Consider the following 16,783-nt stretch of genomic DNA (forward strand, 5'->3'; position numbering starts at 1 on the left):
TTTCATCCGCTAAGCAAATGCTCATAAATTTGCTATTTGCACAAATTCGGCTCACATCTGAACAATTTGCCATTTTTCCTGTCGGACAAGGGATGTGCTGTATCGGCCTTTTCACCCGGAGATACAGCTGACCGCCTCCTCCTTCGTTGGGTACTCTCCGCCATCCTGTAAGCCGGAGGAGAGTACCCCCTCCTGCGGGAGAGGGCCTGGGCACCTGCAATGCCGGCCCTCTCTCAAGCGGGGGGCCCTTTTTTGACAGCGCAAGACCGGAGCTTATCCCCCTGATAGGGAAAAACGGCGCTTCAAATCGCCCTTTCTGTGGGTCCCTTATGTGTGTGCCTGCCCACAAAGTTCTGAGGCTCCTTTCCCCTTCCACACCGGCTGAGCGGATGCGGTAAACCCAATCAAGGGGCGGGCTCTCCTCCCCTTTTGTCAGGCGCTTTTTAGTATAGGGGATTTTTTGATAAATTGCAACTCTGTACGGGTCAAAAAAATTCCCGCCGTCCAGCGGACAGCGGGAATTTCTCTGCGCGAAAAAGGGAGAGCCTTATTTTTTCTTTTTGGCCTTGGGCGCTTTGGCGGCTTCGGCCTTCTTTTTGGCTTTGTGCTCCTGCCAAACCACCCACAACGGGCCGCTGATGCAGAGGCTGGAGTAGACGCCGGAAATCATGCCCACGATCATGGGGAAGGCGAAGGTCAGGATGGTGGTGACGTTGAAGATCAGCGCCACGATGCAGACCACGCTCATGGCCATAACGGTGGTGATGGTGGTGTTCATGGTGCGCACAAAACTCTGGTTGATGCTCAGGTTGACCCGTTCGGCCACCGGCATCGAGCGGTGCAACTGGGTGTTCTCGCGGATGCGGTCGTAGATGACAATGGTGTCGTTGATCGAGTAGCCTAGAATGGTCAAAACAACGGCAATAAAGTTGTCGTTGAGGGGGATGCGGCAGAGGGTGAAGACCGCAAAGACCATGACCACGTCATGGAGCAGGGCCACCACAGCCATGACACCCGCCGACCAGCCGCCGATTTTGCGAAAGCGCAGGGCGATGAAGAGGATCATCAGCACGGCGGCAAAGACCACAGCGGCAATGCACTTGAGGAAGAACTCGCCGCCCATGGTGGGATCGACGCTGTCGATCGACTCCTGGGTCAGCTCGTTGGCAGCAAATTTTTCATCGAGCATCGACTGGATCGAACTGACCTTGTCGATGGAGATGGTGCCCGAATTGGGCAGGGAGATCACCACATTCTGTTTGCCGGTGGCGCTGTTTTGCGAGTACTGCAAGTTGAGGTGCTGGCCGTCCAGCGCCGCCTTCATCTCGCTTTCAAAGGAGGATTTGTCCAGCTCGCCCTGATAGGAATAGGTGATGATGGCGCCGCCGGTGAACTGGATGTCCCGCTTGACGCCGAAAATCACCGAGACCAGGATGGTCACCGCCACAATGGCCAGGGAGATGGTGAAAAAGATTTTTCGCTTGCCGACGATATTCATGTTACTCTTCATCTTTTTTACCTCCGTACAGCCATTTGGAGCCAAAGCACTTGAACTTGGAGACGGACCTGAGCATCAGTCGAGAGGCGCCCATGCCCATGACAAAGTTCATGAGCACACCCACCAGCAGGGTGTAGCCGAAGGAGTAGATCGAACCGGTGATGGCCGAGGGGAAGAACTGGAAGATGGGTTTGAGCAGGGTGGCAAACATGCTTGCCGGCGGGCCGAAGGCCCCCATGAGGATGATGGCCACGATGATGACGGTGATGTTGCCGTCAAAGATGGCGGAGAAGGCGCGCTTGTAACCGGATTGGATGGCCGCGTTCACCGATTTGCCGGAGCGCAGCTCTTCCTTGATGCGCTCGGCGGTGATGACGTTGGCGTCCACCCCCATGCCGATGGCGAGGACGATGCCCGCGATGCCCGGCAGGGTGAGGGTAAAGCTGGGGAAGGGGGCAAAGTAGCCCGAGATGGCGGCGATGGCGCCGGCCGTCTGCCCCACCAGGGCAATGGAGGCGACAGCGCCCGGCAGCCGGTAGACAATGATCATGTACAGGCAGACCAGCAACAGCGCGATCCCGCCGGCCAACACCATGGCGTCTTTGGCGTCCAGCCCCAGGGTGGGATTGATGGTGTTGTAGTTGTCGGCCGTCAGGGCAAAGGGCAGGGCGCCGGCGTTGATCTTGTCGGCCAGCTCCTTGGCGCTCTCGGCGTCAAAGTTGCCGGAGATGGTGGCGATCCCGTCGGTGATGTGGTCTTTTACATTGGGGTAGCTGATCATCTGGTTGTCCAGCCAGATGGAGATGATCCCGTTGCTGGGGGCCAGCTTGGCGGTGGCCTCCGAAAACTTCTCCTTGCCCGAGTCGTTGAGTTCCAGCTGCACCACAAACTGGGCGCTGCTGCCGCTCTGGCTGCTGGTCTGGCCGGCCTTGGCGCTCTTGACGTCGCTGCCGGTCAGGATGATGTTGGTGGCCGTCGTCCCCGCCGGGGCGCCGGTGCTGTCGGTGCTGTTGCCCTCGCGGAAGGTCAGCTCGGCGGTCTCCCCCAACTCCTTGATGGCGTTTTCGGGGTTGAAGTCGCTCTCCCCCTCTTTCCAGGGGAAGCGGACGATGATGCGGTCGTTTTGATAGTCGGTGTAGACCTCGCTGTCGGTGATATTCTGGGACACCAGGCGCTGTTTGATGACCGACTCGGCGGCGGACATCTCGTCGTCAGTCGCCTCCACATCGGCAGGCGGGGTAAAGGTCACGTCTACGCCGCCGCGGATGTCGATGCCCCATCGGATGCTGTCAACGCCCTTGATGATGATGTTTTCCACATCGCCATACCGGGTGCTGATGCCCGCAATTGCGGTATAAGCCAGCAACACGATGAGTGCAAAGACAACGAAAAATGTGATTTTTCCTCTCTTTTTCACCGGTGAAACTCCTCCAGTTGCAATTTTGAGCGGTGCAGTTGAAAAGCGGCGGACCCGGTCTGCTCCAACCGGCGCTCCCCCGCTCACAAAAGGCACCGTACACATACCGTTCATTATAGGCAAAAAGAGGGGAAAAGTCAAATATTCAGGCGAGGGCGCATCGGGTCTAGAGCCGGTTTTCCGGCAGAGGGACGAGGCCACCTCTCCCCTTCCCGCGCCCTCAGGGCGGCAAGCTGTCCCTGTCCTTCCGGCGGGCGATCCAGGCGGCGTTCAGGGGCGGTGGCTGTCCCTGTTGGCCCCTTCTGCCAAAGCTCGCCTTCAGCGGCCCTTTCCCCTCCGTCAAAAGTACGGCGGACCCGGCCATACTGGTTCTTTGAGCACCTCAACTGCCGAACGGGTATGCGCACTTTCCCGCCAAAAGGCCCCTTTGGCCGCAATGGAGGCGACCAGCCGTCGCTGGAGACCAGAAAGCCCCTTCATCCTGCCAGCTTGGGATGTCCGCCGAGAGCACGCGGCCGCGCGTCCACAGCCCCTCTTTTTGACACCCTCTGTACAAAAAGAGCAGACGCCCGTGAGGCGTCTGCTCTTAGGGAGAGGCGAGTTCACCTCTCCGCCCTCTTCTCTTTTCAGGCAGCCTTTTGCTCCAGCCGCTTTTCCAGCGAGGCGATGCGGGTCGCCAGGCAGAGGATGGAGATGGCGCTCGCCAGCTCTTCCAGCGGCGGGTAGGTGGGGGCGATGCGGATGTTGGCGTCATCGGGGTCCTTGCCGTAGGGGTAGGTGGCGCCCACCGGGGTCAGTTTGACCCCCGCCTCCTGGCAGAGCTGCTCCACCCGTTTGGCACAGCCGGGCTCGGTGTAAAAGCTGATGAAATAGCCCCCTAAAGGCTTGGTCCAGCAGGCGATCCCCAGGCCGCCTAGCTCCTGCTGCAACATCTGCTCCACCAGTTCAAACTTGGGCCGCAGGATGTCGGCGTGTTTCTTCATGTGCTCGGCTATCCCCTGGGCAGAGCCGAAGAAGCGGACGTGGCGCAGTTGGTTGATCTTGTCAAAACCGATGGTCTGGGGGACCGTCAAGGCCTTGATGCGGGCCATGTTTGCCCGGGAGGCGGCGATCACCGCCACCCCGGCGCCGGGGAAGGAGATTTTCGAGGTGGAGGCAAAGACGATGGGCCGGTCGGGACAGCCCGCCTCTTCGCAGCAGCGCAGGATGTCCAGCACCCGGTCGCGCCGGTCAGGGTAGAGATCGTGCACCATGTAGGCGTTGTCCCAGAAGATGGTGAAGTCCTTGGCGGCGGGCTTCATGGCGGCAAAGCGCCGCACCGTCTCATCGCTGAAGCTGGTGCCCTCGGGGTTTTGGTACTGGGGCACACACCAGACCCCTTTGATGAGGGGATCGGCCGCCGCCAGCGCCTCCAGCCGGTCCATGTCCGGCCCCTGCGGGGTCATGGCCACCGGGATCATCTCGATGTCCAGCGCCTCGCAGATGCCGAAATGGCGGTCATACCCCGGCGCCGGGCAGAGGAATTTGACCTTCTTCTCCTTCCCCCAGGGGCGCTCGCTCCCCAGGGCGCCCTTGAGCAGGTACTTGGCAATTACATCGTACATCAGGTTGAGGGAGGAGTTGCCGCCGATGAAGATCTGGTCCTCCCCCACTCCCAGCAGTTCGCCGAAGAGGCGTTTGGCCTCGGGCAGGCCGTCAAAGAAACCGTAGTTGCGGCAGTCGCTGCCGTCCTCGCTGAAGTAGTCCCCCTCCTCCCGCAGGACGTCGTACATTTCCATCGAGAGGGCCAACTGCTCGCTGCAGGGTTTGCCCCGGGACATGTCCAGGGACAGCCCCTTTGCAGCCGCCTCCCGATATGCCGCCCGGAGGGAGGACAGCTCCGCCGCTGCCTCTCTCAGCCCCATTTCTCCGTATTCCTTTGCCATCTTTCCTGCCTCCCACAAAATCTCTCTCAAACTGAAAAAAACTGCCCTGTATTGCAATTTTAAAAACGAAAAACTTGCAATTTACAGGTACTTTTTCAAACTTTTATCTTTGTCGATTATTATATACCCTTATTTTATCGGCTGCAACCCCCTTTCATACATTTATCCAGTTATATAAAAGTGCAAGTTAAAAAGTTACATTTCTTCAAATTTCTCACAACTGCCGGTGCCTTTTCCCCCGGCCTGTTTCAAAAAAAGACGCCGGACAAGCCCTTTGGGGCCTGTCCGGCGCTCTTCTTTTCTCTCTTTTTAAAACTCTGCCGACCCCGCTGTCCGGGGGAAGGGCAGCACGTCGCGGATGTTGGGGATACCGGTGATGTACATGATCAGCCGCTCAAAACCCAGACCGTACCCGGCGTGCTTGGTGCCGCCAAAGCGGCGCAGGTCCAGGTACCACTCGTAGTCCTCTTCCGCCAAGCCCAGTTCGGCCATCCGCGCCGTCAGCACGTCCAACCGCTCCTCGCGCTGGCTGCCGCCGATGATCTCGCCGATGCCGGGCACCAGCAGGTCGCAGGCCGCCACCGTCTTGCCGTCGTCGTTGATGCGCATGTAGAAGGCCTTGATCTCCTTGGGGTAGTCGGTGACAAAGACCGGCTTCTGAAAGACCTTCTCGGTCAGGTAGCGCTCGTGCTCGGTCTGCAGGTCGCAGCCCCAGAAGACCGGGAACTCGAACTGGTCTTTGTTTTTCTCCAGCAGCTCGATTGCCTCGGTGTAGGTGCAGCGGGCAAAGTCGGCACTGGCCACCCCTTCCAGCCGCTCGATGAGGCCCTTGTCAAAGAAGTTGTTGAAGAAGGCCATCTCGTCGGGGCAGTTGTCCAGCACATAGCGGATGGCGTATTTGAGCATCGCCTCCGCCAGGTCCATGTTGTCGTTCAAATCGGCAAAGGCGATCTCCGGCTCCAGCATCCAGAACTCGGCCGCGTGGCGGGGGGTGTTGGAGTTTTCCGCCCGAAAGGTGGGGCCAAAGGTGTAGACCTTGCCAAAGGCCAGGGCCATGCTCTCGGCGTTGAGCTGACCGGAGACGGTGAGACTGGTCTTTTTGCCGAAGAAGTCCTTGCTGTAATCCACCTGGCCGTCCTCGGTGCGGGGCGGATTCTCCGCGTCCAGGGTGGTGATGTGGAACATCTCCCCCGCCCCCTCGCAGTCGCTGCCGGTGATGATGGGGGTGTGGGCGTAGACGAAGCCGTTTTCGTTGAAGAAGCGATGCAGGGCAAAGGCGGCCACCGAGCGCACCCGGAAGGCGGCGTTAAAGGTGTTGGCCCGGGGGCGCAGATGGGCGATGGTGCGCAGGTACTCCATGGAGTGGCGCTTTTTCTGCAGGGGGTATTCCGGGCTGCTGGTTCCCTCCACCGAGATGGAGGCCGCGTGGATCTCCAGCGGCTGCTTGGCCTCGGGGGTGAGGACCACCTCCCCCTCCACCGAGAGGGCGGTGCCCACGTTCAGCTTGGTAATTTCCTTGAAATTCCCCACCTGGCCGTCCTGAAAAACCACCTGAAGATTTTTAAAGCAACTCCCGTCGTTGAGCTCGATAAAGCCCAGCGCCTTGGACGAGCGCAGGGTCCGAATCCAGCCGCAGACCGTCACCGTTTTGCCGCCGTAGGCTTTGGCCTCCCGGAAAAGCTGTGTCAGTTCCAATCTCTTCATAGTGCAGTAGCCTCCAAAAATCAGTTGATAGTTCTATTAGTATAGTACAAAATTCCGCCCAATACAACAAAAAGGGAGATCCCGCCAAAGAAAGGCGGCTCCTCCCCCTCCTCACACCACCTGAAAGAGGTAGAATTTCAGGTAGTCGGTCTCGGGCACGTTCCAGAGGATGGGGTGATCGGGGGCCTGCTGGCGGGCCTCGATCTGCCGGAGGGAGACCTGGGCGTCCGCCGCGGCGCTGACAAGCATCTTGCGAAAGAGCTCGTCTTTCATAAAGTGGGAGCAGGAGCAGGTGGCCAGATACCCGCCCCGGGGCAGCAGCTTCATGGCCCGGTAGTTGATTTCCTTATAGCCCCGTTCGGCCCCGTGTACCGTGTGGCGGGATTTGGTGAAGGCCGGCGGGTCGAGGATGATGAAGTCGTAGGTCCCCCGCCGCTCCCTGGCCAGGGCCGGCAGCAGGTCAAAGACGTTTGCCACCGTAAAGCCCATCTTCCCCTCCAAACCGTTGCGGCGGGCGTTCTCCCGCGCCATCTCCACGGCGGAGGCAGAGACGTCCACCGCCTCCACCCACTCGGCCCCGCCCTTGGCGGCGTTGAGGGCAAAGCTGCCGGTGTGGGTAAAGCAGTCCAGCACCCGCCGCCCGGCCGCCAGTTTCGCCACCGCCTGGCGGTTGTACTTCTGGTCCAAAAAGAAGCCGGTCTTCTGCCCGTTTTCAAAGTCCACCTGGTGGGCGATCCCGTTTTCGGTGATTTCGGTCCGGGTCTGCGCGGGGGGCGCGACCCCGTCCAGGGGGTAAAATCCCTTGCCCTCTTCCATCCCCTCCAAACGGCGGATGGCCACGTCGTTTCGCTCGTAGATGCCGTCGATTTTCTGGCCGTCTCCAGTCAGGATCTTGTAGAGCAGCGAAAAGAGCAGCCCCTTGCGCCGCTCCATCCCCAGCGAGAGGGTCTGGGCCACCAGGATGTTGTCGAACCGGTCCACCGTCAGCCCGGGAAAGGCGTCGGCCTCGCCGAAGATGAGCCGGCAGCAGCGGATGTCTTCGCCCATCACCGCCTTGCGGTAGTCCCAGGCGTAGCGCAGCCGCCGCTCCCAAAAGGCCTCGTCAAAGCGGTCGTTGGCGTTGCGGGAGAGCAGCCGGATGCGGATTTTGGAGTGGCTGTTGTAAAAGCCTGTCCCCAGGTAGCCGCCCTTGGGGCCAAAGACGTCCACCAGCTCGCCGTCCAGGCAGTCCTCCCCCGCCTGGCGCACCTCGGTGTCGTAAATCCAGGGATGCCCCCGCAGGACCGACGCCTCTGCCTTGGGACTCACCGCTGTGGCCGGATAGGGTCTGGTCTCCTTCATCTTGTCTCCTCCTCTTCCGACGCCAAAATCACCTGTCCGTTTTGGCAGACGGGGACCGATCGGCTGATGTTTAACTGGATGCAGTAGGCGATGTCCTCTGCCAGGTCGTTTTTGAGCATGGTGCCGTAGTGGCGGGTGGGGCGCAGCAGCCCGTCCATATCCGCTCCGTAGCCTTCAAACATCTTCCAGGCGGTGTAGCCCAGGTCGTTGCAGACGACCTCGCCGCCCCCCCATAGCTTCAGGTAGTGGATCATCGCCCCGGCGCTCACCACGTCCTCCAGGGAGAAGTTGCCCTTGGTGCCCGCACAGACGATCTGCACGTCCTCCCCCCGCCGCCAGAGGCGCTTGGCCACCGCCTCGGAGTTGTTGAGACAGCCCAGGTAGATGGCGCTAGCCCGCTCGGCCTTGGCCACCGCCTTGGTGCCGTTGGTGGTGGAGAGGATGAGCACCCGCCCTCCGATCCGCGCCCGGGTGTATTCCAGGGGGGAGTTGCCGCAGTCAAATCCGGGGATGATCTGGGTCTTGCGCTCGCCCCCCAGCAGGGCCTCCCGGTAGGCGGGCACCTCCCTGCGCAGGCGGAAGGCGTCCTCCTTGTGGGCGACCGGGATCACCGCCGCGCAGCCGTTTTCCAAGGCCGCCGTGACGGTGGAGGTGGCGCGGAAGGTGTCGATCACCACCGCTGTGCTGCCGGCCAGCTGCTGCGGGTCGACAAAGTCGTGCTGGGCGTATACTGTCACTTGCATCTCGTCAGATCACCTGTCCTTCTCTTGGCTCCGGCTTATTATACGGCATCTGCCCCCATTTGAAAAGGGGCGGCCCCTCAAACGGCAAAAAAGGGCCCGGCCATCCATCAAAAGCGGCCGGGCCCCTGTCGCCCCCGTCAGCGGATATAGGGAACGTCCTTCATAAATTTCTCAATGACCTCCCGCGGCGGGACGGTGCGCGCCCCCTTGTGGGAGATGGTGTAGCAGGCGGTGGCGTTGCCCCAGTCCACGCAGTCGCGCAGGGGGAGGCCCCGGGCCGCCGCCGAGATGAAGCCGGCGTTGAAGCCGTCGCCCGCGCCCACCGTGTCCACCACCTCCACGTCAAAGGTGGGCAGGAAACCCTCCTCCCCGTCGGTGTAGTAGTGGACGCCGGCCGCCCCCGCGCGGGAGATAACCACCCGGTCGGGGGTCACCAGGGAGCGGGCCGCCTCTTCCGGGTCGCCCTTGCCGGTGAGGGGCATGTACTCCTCCACCCCGGAGCCCAGCAGCAGGTTGGAGATGTTGACGATCCGCATCACCCTCTGCCGGAACTCCTCGGTGAGAGGGTTGGTCTCGATGCGCAGGTTCAGGTCAAAGGAGACCAAGATCCCCGCCGCCGCGCACTTTTCCATAAAGCCGATCACCGTGTCGGCCGCCGGATTGTCCCGCAGCATAAAGCCGGTGGTGTGCACCCAGCCGATTTGGGGGATGATCTCGTCCGGCAGGTCCTGCGGCCGCAGCTGCAGGTGGGAGGGGTTTTCCGGCGGGTAGACGTAGATGACCCGGTTTTTGTCCTCCCCCACCACCGCCATGATGATGACGGTGGGGATGTCGGGGTTGAGGGTCAGGTAGCGGGTGTCCACCCCGTCTTTCTCAAAGTCCTCTTTGATGAACTGGCCAAAGGAGTCGTGGCCCGCCATCCCGGCGAAAAAGACCGGCATCCCCAGCCGCCCCAGGCCGGAGGCGGTGTTGCCCACCGAGCCGCCGCCCTGCACGGCGATCTCGGGACGGGGGCTGTTGACGTCGGCCTCGCCCCGGGCGACCGCGTCCATAATCTGGCGGGATTCGCCGTAGGGCAGGATGATGTCGGGGTTTACGTCCCCCAGGCAGAGGATGGGTTTCTCTGTTTTCAGCTGTACCATGTTCGCGCGTCCCTTTCTGTGGCATATATTTCGCCGCGTTCGGCGCAGTTTCCGCTCTCATTATAGCACGGGCCCGGCCGGAGAAGCAATTGAAAAGGCGATTCCCCGCCGCCAAAATCCGCTGTGTTTGGCGGCCCGCTTTTGCGCGGCCGGTGAAAAGGACGCCCTTTTTTCGGCAATTGGGCGATTTGCCGAAATGCCCCCCTTTCCCCAGCGGCTCAGCCCCGCCGAAGCCCCAGCCAAAAAAAGAGGAGGGCGCACAGCGGCAGGCAGACGCAGAGGATCCGGCAGGTCAGGAGCACCGCCCCGCTGCGCTCCCTGCGGCGCAGCAGCCGCAGGCACCAGAAAAGGGCCGCCAGGGCGTAGAGGCAGAGCAGCCAGAGCAGCAGGGCGGACGCGTCAAAGCGGTAGACGCTCTCCCCCCGGCAGGCCAGGTCCGACAGGGGGAGGGCCAACAGCCCCATCCACCCCAGGCGAAGTAGAAAGGGGGCCAATCGGGCACTCTCCCCCCGCCGCCCCAGCTTCCCCCAGCAGACGGCTGCCGGCGCCGAGAGGGGCGCCCCCAAAAAGAGGGCCGCCCACAGGGGGGATGCGGCCCCCTCCCCCAGCAGATGGGAGAGACCGCAGCAGAGAAAGAGACCGCCCAAAAAGGCCGCCACCGCCAGCACCCCCACTCGCCACCAGAGGCGGGGCCCCCGCAGCGGGCCGTCCGCCAGCGCCCGGGCAGGCGGTCGCCGCAGCTCCCGCCGGTAGGTCAGCTCCACCCCGCCCAGCAGCAGGAGGACAGGGGTCAGCGCCCTCACCGGCCCCAGGGGGATGTCCATTCCAAAGGCGGGCAGCAGCACCACCGCCCCACAGCCCCCCAACAGGCAGAGCACCCTGCGGCCGCTGACCTCTCCCCACGAAAAAGCCGTCTCCAGCGCCGCCAGAAGGGCACAGCCCCCGGCGGCCGCCCAGAGCAGCAGCGCTCCGCCCACGCCGCCCAAAGCCAGGTCTGCCCGCCGGGACCACCCGGCGCAGAGGGCCGCCCCCCAGAGGGGCAGGGCGGCGGCCGCCGCCATCCAGGCCGTGGGTTCCCCGCCGCGGGCCCGCCCCCACAGCTCCCCGTAATAGGCCAGCTTTACAGCGGTGTAGATCTCCCCCACCGCCGCGGCCAGCACCAGCATCCACCACATTGTCCTCTCTCCCCTTTTCTCCTCTCGCGCCGCCCTCCCTTCGGGCAGACGCCTCTCTATCCCTATGCGCGGGCGGGAGAAAAAAGAGCGCCTATACCCTCCCACGTTGATGGAAACGTTTTTCCTTTTTGCCATTTTGTGCTATACTGGGAAAAACAACTTTTATCAAGGGGGTATATTCGCAATGAAGTGCAGAGCAGACTTCCCCGTCAAAGGGGCCATTTTCGACATGGACGGCACCCTGCTTGACTCCATGCACCACTGGCGGGTGTGGGACTTCGCGGTGCTAAAGTCGTGGGGCCTCACCCTCACCGAGGCGCAGGAAGAGGAGGCGAGGGGGCTGATGACCGACAAAAAGCTCATCGACCGCGCCCAGTACCTCGTCGACCGCTACGGCCTGAACGCCACCGCGCAGGACGTTTTTGACCGCTGGCTGCTGCGCATCGGCGCGGCCTACGAGGGGGAGATCCAGTGCAAGCCCATGGTCCCCCAATACCTGCAGGCCCTGCACCAAAGCGGCGCCAAGGTGGGCATCGCCACCATGACCGGGCGCGACTTCTCCCGCGCCGCCCTGGAGCGGCTGGGCCTCTGGGACCAACTGGACTTCTTCCTCACCGCGCAGGAGACCGGCATCAGCAAACGGGACCCCGACATCTTTCTGCGCGCGGCCGAGTGCATCGGCCTCCCCCCTGCCCAGTGCACCGTCTTTGAGGACAGCCTCTACGCCATTGAGACGGCCAAAAAGGCCGGGTTTCAAGTCTGCGCCATCTTCGACGAGACCGCCAGGGAGGACTGGCCGCAGATCTGCGCCCTCGCCGACCGCCACATCGAGAGCTTTGCCGAACTGCTGGAAGACTAAACCGCCATCCAAAAGGGCCCCCGCCGGACGATCTGTCCAACAGGGGCCCTTTTCTTTTCCGTTCATTGCTGTGGGCGCTCGCTCTCCCATTTTTTCAGCCAGCAGCGGGTCATGGCCACAAAGGTCTCGGGCTGGTCGATGGCCAACTGGTGCCCGGCGTGTTCCAGCAGGGCCAGGGTGGCCCGGGGGTAGTGGGGCAGCAGTTCGAGCATCTCCTCATACCCCACCACGTCGTCCTGCCGCCCCAAAAAGAGGAGGGCCGGGGCGTCGACGGTCTTCCCCTCTTCCGGCAGCCGGGCATAGCCGTAGCCGGTGCGGACAATGGCGTCCAGATAGCCCGCGTCAAAGCGGTCTTTCACCCCGTCGATCTCCCGCTGCCAGGCGGCATAGCTGCGCCGGTTTTGCACCGCAATCGCCCCGCCATAGGCCTCCCTCTCGGGCTGGGGAAGGGCCTGCACAAAGGCCGGCTCCTCCACCAGCGGCACGAGGGGCGGCAGGACGCGCCGGGCGTGCACCGGGTTGGCCACCGGGCAAAGGAGGATGCCCCCCGCCGCCCGGCTGTCCTCTGCCGCCAGCAGCCCCCGCACCAAGTACCCGCCGTAGGAGTGGCCCGCCACCAGATAGGGGACTTTCTCCCCCACCACCCAGTCGATGAAGGCGCGCACAAAAGCCAGCATCTCGTCGGTGTTTTGCACCCGCGCACAGGGCGGGGTCTCCCCCATCCCCGGCAGGTCCAGGTAGATGCGCCGGTAGCCCGGCAGGTCGGCAAACACCGGCTCCAGGCGCTCGGTCATCTGCAGGCGGCAGCCGGTCCAGCCGTGGATCGCCACCAGGGGCATCCCCTCGCCCCGCTCCTCATAGGCCACCGGTGTGCCCCATATCTCCGCCTTCATCCTCTCTCCTCCTCTGAAAACAGCTTTTTGGCGATGTCGGCCGACTGCTTGGCGTCCCTGGCGTAGTAGTCCGCGCCGATTTTTTGGGCGTATTCGGGGGTCAGCACCGCGCCCCCCACCATCACCCTGCACTCCGGCAGGGCGGCTTTGAGGGCGGCAATGGTCGCCTCCATGCTGCCCAGGGTGGTGGTCATCAGGGCCGAGAGCCCCACCAGCTTGACCCGGTGTTCCCTGGCCGCGCGCACCACCTCTTCCACCGGCACGTCCCGTCCCAGGTCGATGACGGAAAACCCATAGTTTTCCAAAATCACCTTGACGATGTTCTTGCCGATGTCGTGGATGTCCCCCTTGACGGTGGCCAGCACAATCCGCCCGCCGTCGCCCTGGTCGCTGCCCGCCGCGGCGATGGCGCCCTTGACCGCGTCAAAGGCCCGGCCCGCCGCCTCGGCCGACTGGATGAGCTGAGGCAAAAACAGGGTCCCCCTCTCAAACTCCTCTCCCACCCGGTCCAGGGCGGGGATCAAGAAGCGGTTGACGATCTCCAGGGGGGGATGGGTTTCCAGCAGGGTCAGGGTGCACGCCCGGGCCCGCTCCCCCAGCCCGCCGCGGATGGCCTCGGCCACCGCCTCCTCGGCGTTTTCCGCCGCGGGGACGCCCGCCTGGGGGGCGGCCTCCCTCTCCCCGCCGTAGGCGGCAATGAAGTCGGCCGCGCCCGCGTCCAGGTTGGCCAGCACCCGGTAGGCCCGCACCGTGTCCATCATGGCCGCGGCGTTGGGGTTGAGGATGGGCAGGTCCAGCCCCCTCTGCAGGGCCATGACCAGAAAGGTGCGGTTGACCAGCTCCCTGGCCGGCAGCCCGAAGGAGATGTTGGAGACCCCCAGCACCGTCTTGACCCCCAGCTTCTCCTTTACCAGGGAGACGGCCCTCAGCGTCTCCATCACCCCGTCCTGCTGGGCCGAGGCCGTCAGCACCAGGCAGTCGATGTAGATGTCCTCCCGGGGGAGGCCGTGCGCCAGGGCCGCCTTCACGATCCGCTCGGCCACGGCCAGCCGCTCCTCCGCCCGGCGGGGGATACCCGCCTCGTCCAGGGTCAGCCCCACCACCGCCGCGCCGTACTTTTTGCACAGGGGCAGCACCCGGTCGAGGGAGGCCTTCTCCCCGTTGACCGAGTTGACCAGCGGCTTGCCGCAGTAGACCCGCAGCCCCCGCTCCAGCGCCGCCGGGTCGGTGGTGTCGATCTGCAGCGGCAGGTCCAAAATGGCCTGCAGCCGCTTGATCGCCTGTTCCATGGCGGCGGGCTCGTCGATGCCCGGCATCCCCACGTTCACGTCGAGGATGTCGGCCCCGGCCCGCGCCTGGGAGATGCCCTGGGCCAGGATGTAGTCCCAATTCCCCTCGGCCAGGGCCGCTTTGAACCGCTTTTTGCCGGTGGGGTTGATCCGCTCGCCGATGACCCGCGGCCGGTCCACCGCCACCACCCGCGAGGGGGAGCAGACCGCGCTGACGCGCGCCGCGGTCCGCCGAGGCGGGGTTTTCCCCTCCACCAGCGCCGCGATCTGGCGGATGTATTCGGGGGTGGTGCCGCAACAGCCCCCCAGCAGGGTGACCCCCAGCTCCAAAAAGGGGGCCAGGTCGGCGGCGTACTGGCTGGGCGACACGTCGTAGCGCCCCTCCTCCAGATTGGGCAGCCCGGCGTTTGCCTTGACGATCAGGGGCAGATCGGTCCACCCGGCCAACTCCTTGGCCAGGGGGTAGATGTCCCGGGGGCTCAGCGAGCAGTTGATGCCCAGCGCCTGCACCCCCAGCCCTTCCAGCGTCAGGGCCATGGCGGGGATCGAGACCCCCGTAAAGGTGTGCCCGCCCTTTTCAAAGGTCATGCTCACCCAGACCGGCAGGTCGCAGGCCTCTTTGGCCGCCAGCACTGCGGCCTTGGCCTCCAACAGGTCGGTCATGGTCTCGATCACCACCAAGTCGGCCCCGGCGGCGGCCCCGGCGCGCACCTGCTGGGCAAAGAGGTCCACCGCCTCCTCAAAGGGGAGGCTGCCGCTGGGCTCGAGCAGTTCGCCGATGGGGCCGATGTCCAGCGCCACCCGGCAGCCGCTGCCGCCGGCCGCTCGGCGGGCGCAGCCCACCGCCGCGGCGACCACCTCCTCCACCCCGCAGCCACAGCCCGCCAGCTTTTTGCGGTTGGCGCCAAAGGTGTTGGTGTAGATCACCTGGGCCCCCGCCTCGATATAGCGGCGGTGCACCCCCTCGATCAAGTCCGGCTGGGTCAGGTTCAGGAGTTCCGGCCGCCCGCCCAGGGGCAGCCCCGCGTCCTGCAGCACGGTGCCCATGGCCCCGTCCAGAAGGACGTAGCGGCCCTTTTCATCCCAATTTTTCTGCACAGTGCAGTCCCTCCCGTCTGTAAACACAGTTTTTTTGCAGGGCGCAGCCCTCACAGCCCCGCCGGGGCCCTTCCCCCGACGGCGCGCCCACCCCGATGATGGCGCTGACCGACTTCTCGGGCACCATCATCAACTGTGGGGTGAGGGTCAGCCCGATCTGCCGGGGCGCGTCCAGCAGCCCCAAAAAATCCCGCTGGCAATCCAGCGGCAGGTCGCCGTATCCAGGGCTAAAGCGCCAGGTGCAGCTCTTCCCCTCTGCGGCGGCGGCCCGGCGGATCTCCTCCCCCGCCAGGTCGCAGAGCGCCTCGATCGCAGCGGTGCCCAGGGCGTCGAGGATCACCGCCCGGGCCATCTGCTCCACCTGGGCGCGGCGGATCAGCCGGTCCACCTCGCCCCCCAGCGTCGCCCCCAAAAGCGCGCAGCCGTCGCAGCCCTCCAGCAGCGCGGCAATCTGCCGCCCCGGCAGCAGGGCGCTGCCCCCGGCGAGGGCGAGGGCCTCCCCCCGCCGCTCCAACTCCAAAAAGCAGTGGCAGTAGCGGGGGCGGGCGGCGGCCCGCAGCTCCTCTTCGCAGCTCTTTAGCAGCGCCTCCATCTCCTCTGTCAGGGGGCCGCCCCGGTGGCGCAGATAGCGCAGCGTCTCCTCTCGCGAGATGGGCAGCGAGGCAGCGTCCACCGCCCTCATGCCGCCCCGCCCCCGTTGACGCAGTCCAAGGCGGTGGCGATGTTTTCACAGATCCGCCGGGCGACGGCGGGGTTGTTCATGGTGTAGATGTGAATGCCCTCCACCCCGCTGCCGATCAAGTCGATGATCTGCTCGGTGGCATAGGCGATCCCCGCGTCCCGCAGGGCGGCGGGGTCGCCCTCGAACCGGCTGAGCATCCGGGCAAACTTCGGGGGGATGCTGGCCCCGCAGAGGGTGACGATCCGCTCGATCTGCCGCTTGTTGACGATGGGCATGATCCCCGCCTCAATGGGCAGGTGGACCCCTGCAATCCGCGCCTTCTCGGCAAAGTCGTAGAAGCAGCGGTTGTCAAAAAACAGCTGGGTGATCAGGTGGGTGGCGCCCGCCTCCTGCTTGCGGCGCAGATTTTGCAGGTCGTGAAGGGGGTCAGGCGCCTCGCAGTGGCACTCGGGGTAGCAGGCCCCCACCAGATTGAACCCGCCCCGGCGGGCGATCCGCTCCATCAGCTCGTTGGCGTGGCGGTAGGGGCCCTCCTCGGCCCCCTCCACCCGGTCGCCCCGCAGGGCGAGGATGTTTCGCACCCCTGCCTCCTCCAGCCGGTCCAGAAGCCCCAGCAGAGTCTCCTCGTCGGAGTTGATGCAGGTCAGGTGGGCCAGGGGTTCCACCCCCCGGGCGCGGATGGCGCCGGCCAGCTCCACCGTCAGGTTGTCCTTGACGCCGGTGCCCCCCGCGCCGAAGGTCACGCTGATAAAGTCCGGCTTTAGGGCGCACAACTCGTCCAGCGTGCGGTAGATGCTCTCCACCCCGCTGCTCTTTTTCGGCGGAAACACCTCAAAGGACAGCACGCACTTTTTTTGTTGAAACAGATCGCACAGATTCATCCCTCTTCACTTCCCTTCCCCTCTGTCCCGCCGCCCTTTGGCGCGGCCGCAGAGGCTGGCCCACCCCACCCATCCCCGGCGGGGGGCTTTTTGGTTATTATAGCATTCCTCCAAAACGCGCACCAGCTTTTTGTCA

The 16,783-nt window shown here is 64.1% G+C and carries 13 protein-coding genes; 1 reads left to right on the top strand and 12 read right to left on the bottom strand.

The window, feature by feature from the left end; translation table 11 throughout:
• Positions 1-547 precede the first annotated feature (547 nt).
• From secF to GT748_RS07405, 8 genes are all read right to left on the bottom strand, one after another.
• Positions 548-1,510: a protein translocase subunit SecF gene (gene secF / locus GT748_RS15180; RefSeq protein ID WP_021659086.1), complete on the bottom strand. Its 963-nt coding sequence runs from the start codon at positions 1,508-1,510 to the stop codon at positions 548-550.
• The gene (gene secD, locus GT748_RS15185) at positions 1,500-2,915 is read right to left on the bottom strand and encodes a protein translocase subunit SecD (RefSeq protein WP_059005082.1); all 1,416 of its coding nucleotides are present in this window, start codon (positions 2,913-2,915) and stop codon (positions 1,500-1,502) included. Before secD ends, secF begins: the two co-directional genes overlap by 11 nt.
• A 626-nt stretch (positions 2,916-3,541) precedes the next feature.
• Positions 3,542-4,840, bottom strand: a complete 1,299-nt coding sequence (locus tag GT748_RS07380) for an aminotransferase class I/II-fold pyridoxal phosphate-dependent enzyme (RefSeq protein WP_243148045.1) — start codon at positions 4,838-4,840, stop codon at positions 3,542-3,544.
• Between the two features lie 309 nt (positions 4,841-5,149).
• On the bottom strand, positions 5,150-6,544 hold the full coding sequence (gene asnS / locus GT748_RS07385) for an asparagine--tRNA ligase (protein WP_021659081.1): 1,395 nt from the start codon (positions 6,542-6,544) through the stop codon (positions 5,150-5,152).
• Between the two features lie 111 nt (positions 6,545-6,655).
• Positions 6,656-7,885: a class I SAM-dependent rRNA methyltransferase gene (locus GT748_RS07390; RefSeq protein ID WP_021659080.1), complete on the bottom strand. Its 1,230-nt coding sequence runs from the start codon at positions 7,883-7,885 to the stop codon at positions 6,656-6,658.
• Positions 7,882-8,628 carry a 2-phosphosulfolactate phosphatase gene (locus GT748_RS07395; protein WP_021659079.1) on the bottom strand — a complete coding sequence of 249 codons (747 nt, stop codon included), beginning with the start codon at positions 8,626-8,628 and terminating at the stop codon, positions 7,882-7,884. The genes GT748_RS07390 and GT748_RS07395 overlap by 4 nt, the downstream gene beginning before the upstream one ends.
• 137 nt (positions 8,629-8,765) lie before the next feature.
• Positions 8,766-9,770: a carbohydrate kinase family protein gene (locus GT748_RS07400; RefSeq protein WP_021659078.1), complete on the bottom strand. Its 1,005-nt coding sequence runs from the start codon at positions 9,768-9,770 to the stop codon at positions 8,766-8,768.
• A gap of 218 nt (positions 9,771-9,988) precedes the next feature.
• Positions 9,989-10,945 carry a hypothetical protein gene (locus tag GT748_RS07405; RefSeq protein WP_161222325.1) on the bottom strand — a complete coding sequence of 319 codons (957 nt, stop codon included), beginning with the start codon at positions 10,943-10,945 and terminating at the stop codon, positions 9,989-9,991.
• 184 nt (positions 10,946-11,129) lie between these two features.
• Here GT748_RS07405 and GT748_RS07410 point away from each other — a divergent pair, with 184 nt between their 5' ends.
• Positions 11,130-11,804 carry an HAD family hydrolase gene (locus tag GT748_RS07410; RefSeq protein ID WP_044992626.1) on the top strand — a complete coding sequence of 225 codons (675 nt, stop codon included), beginning with the start codon at positions 11,130-11,132 and terminating at the stop codon, positions 11,802-11,804.
• 62 nt (positions 11,805-11,866) lie between these two features.
• Here the strand turns inward: GT748_RS07410 and GT748_RS07415 are convergent, their stop codons facing one another.
• Genes GT748_RS07415 through GT748_RS07430 form a run of 4 tightly spaced genes read right to left on the bottom strand, consistent with a single transcriptional unit; the run spans position 11,867 to position 16,647 of the window.
• Positions 11,867-12,697 carry an alpha/beta fold hydrolase gene (locus GT748_RS07415; protein WP_021659549.1) on the bottom strand — a complete coding sequence of 277 codons (831 nt, stop codon included), beginning with the start codon at positions 12,695-12,697 and terminating at the stop codon, positions 11,867-11,869.
• A complete protein-coding gene (locus tag GT748_RS07420; RefSeq protein WP_073260957.1) occupies positions 12,694-15,084 on the bottom strand; it encodes a homocysteine S-methyltransferase family protein in 2,391 nt (796 codons plus the stop codon). Before GT748_RS07420 ends, GT748_RS07415 begins: the two co-directional genes overlap by 4 nt.
• Positions 15,065-15,766: a vitamin B12 dependent-methionine synthase activation domain-containing protein gene (locus GT748_RS07425; RefSeq protein WP_021659869.1), complete on the bottom strand. Its 702-nt coding sequence runs from the start codon at positions 15,764-15,766 to the stop codon at positions 15,065-15,067. Before GT748_RS07425 ends, GT748_RS07420 begins: the two co-directional genes overlap by 20 nt.
• A complete protein-coding gene (locus GT748_RS07430; RefSeq protein ID WP_021659870.1) occupies positions 15,763-16,647 on the bottom strand; it encodes a methylenetetrahydrofolate reductase in 885 nt (294 codons plus the stop codon). The genes GT748_RS07425 and GT748_RS07430 overlap by 4 nt, the downstream gene beginning before the upstream one ends.
• Positions 16,648-16,783: the final 136 nt, after the last annotated feature.

It is taken from the genome of Bittarella massiliensis (ex Durand et al. 2017), from assembly GCF_009876955.1.
Taxonomy (GTDB): domain Bacteria; phylum Bacillota; class Clostridia; order Oscillospirales; family Ruminococcaceae; genus Bittarella; species Bittarella massiliensis.

What these genes read in the sequence shown, in the direction of transcription:
- secF (WP_021659086.1), bottom strand. Translation starts at nt 1,510, where the DNA reads ATGAAGAGTAACATGAATATCGTCGGCAAGCGAAAAATCTTTTTCACC.
- GT748_RS07380 (WP_243148045.1), bottom strand. Translation starts at nt 4,840, where the DNA reads ATGGCAAAGGAATACGGAGAAATGGGGCTGAGAGAGGCAGCGGCGGAG.
- asnS (WP_021659081.1), bottom strand. Translation starts at nt 6,544, where the DNA reads ATGAAGAGATTGGAACTGACACAGCTTTTCCGGGAGGCCAAAGCCTAC.
- GT748_RS07390 (WP_021659080.1), bottom strand. Translation starts at nt 7,885, where the DNA reads ATGAAGGAGACCAGACCCTATCCGGCCACAGCGGTGAGTCCCAAGGCA.
- GT748_RS07395 (WP_021659079.1), bottom strand. Translation starts at nt 8,628, where the DNA reads ATGCAAGTGACAGTATACGCCCAGCACGACTTTGTCGACCCGCAGCAG.
- GT748_RS07400 (WP_021659078.1), bottom strand. Translation starts at nt 9,770, where the DNA reads ATGGTACAGCTGAAAACAGAGAAACCCATCCTCTGCCTGGGGGACGTA.
- GT748_RS07405 (WP_161222325.1), bottom strand. Translation starts at nt 10,945, where the DNA reads ATGTGGTGGATGCTGGTGCTGGCCGCGGCGGTGGGGGAGATCTACACC.
- GT748_RS07410 (WP_044992626.1), top strand. Translation starts at nt 11,130, where the DNA reads ATGAAGTGCAGAGCAGACTTCCCCGTCAAAGGGGCCATTTTCGACATG.
- GT748_RS07415 (WP_021659549.1), bottom strand. Translation starts at nt 12,697, where the DNA reads ATGAAGGCGGAGATATGGGGCACACCGGTGGCCTATGAGGAGCGGGGC.
- GT748_RS07425 (WP_021659869.1), bottom strand. Translation starts at nt 15,766, where the DNA reads ATGAGGGCGGTGGACGCTGCCTCGCTGCCCATCTCGCGAGAGGAGACG.
- GT748_RS07430 (WP_021659870.1), bottom strand. Translation starts at nt 16,647, where the DNA reads ATGAATCTGTGCGATCTGTTTCAACAAAAAAAGTGCGTGCTGTCCTTT.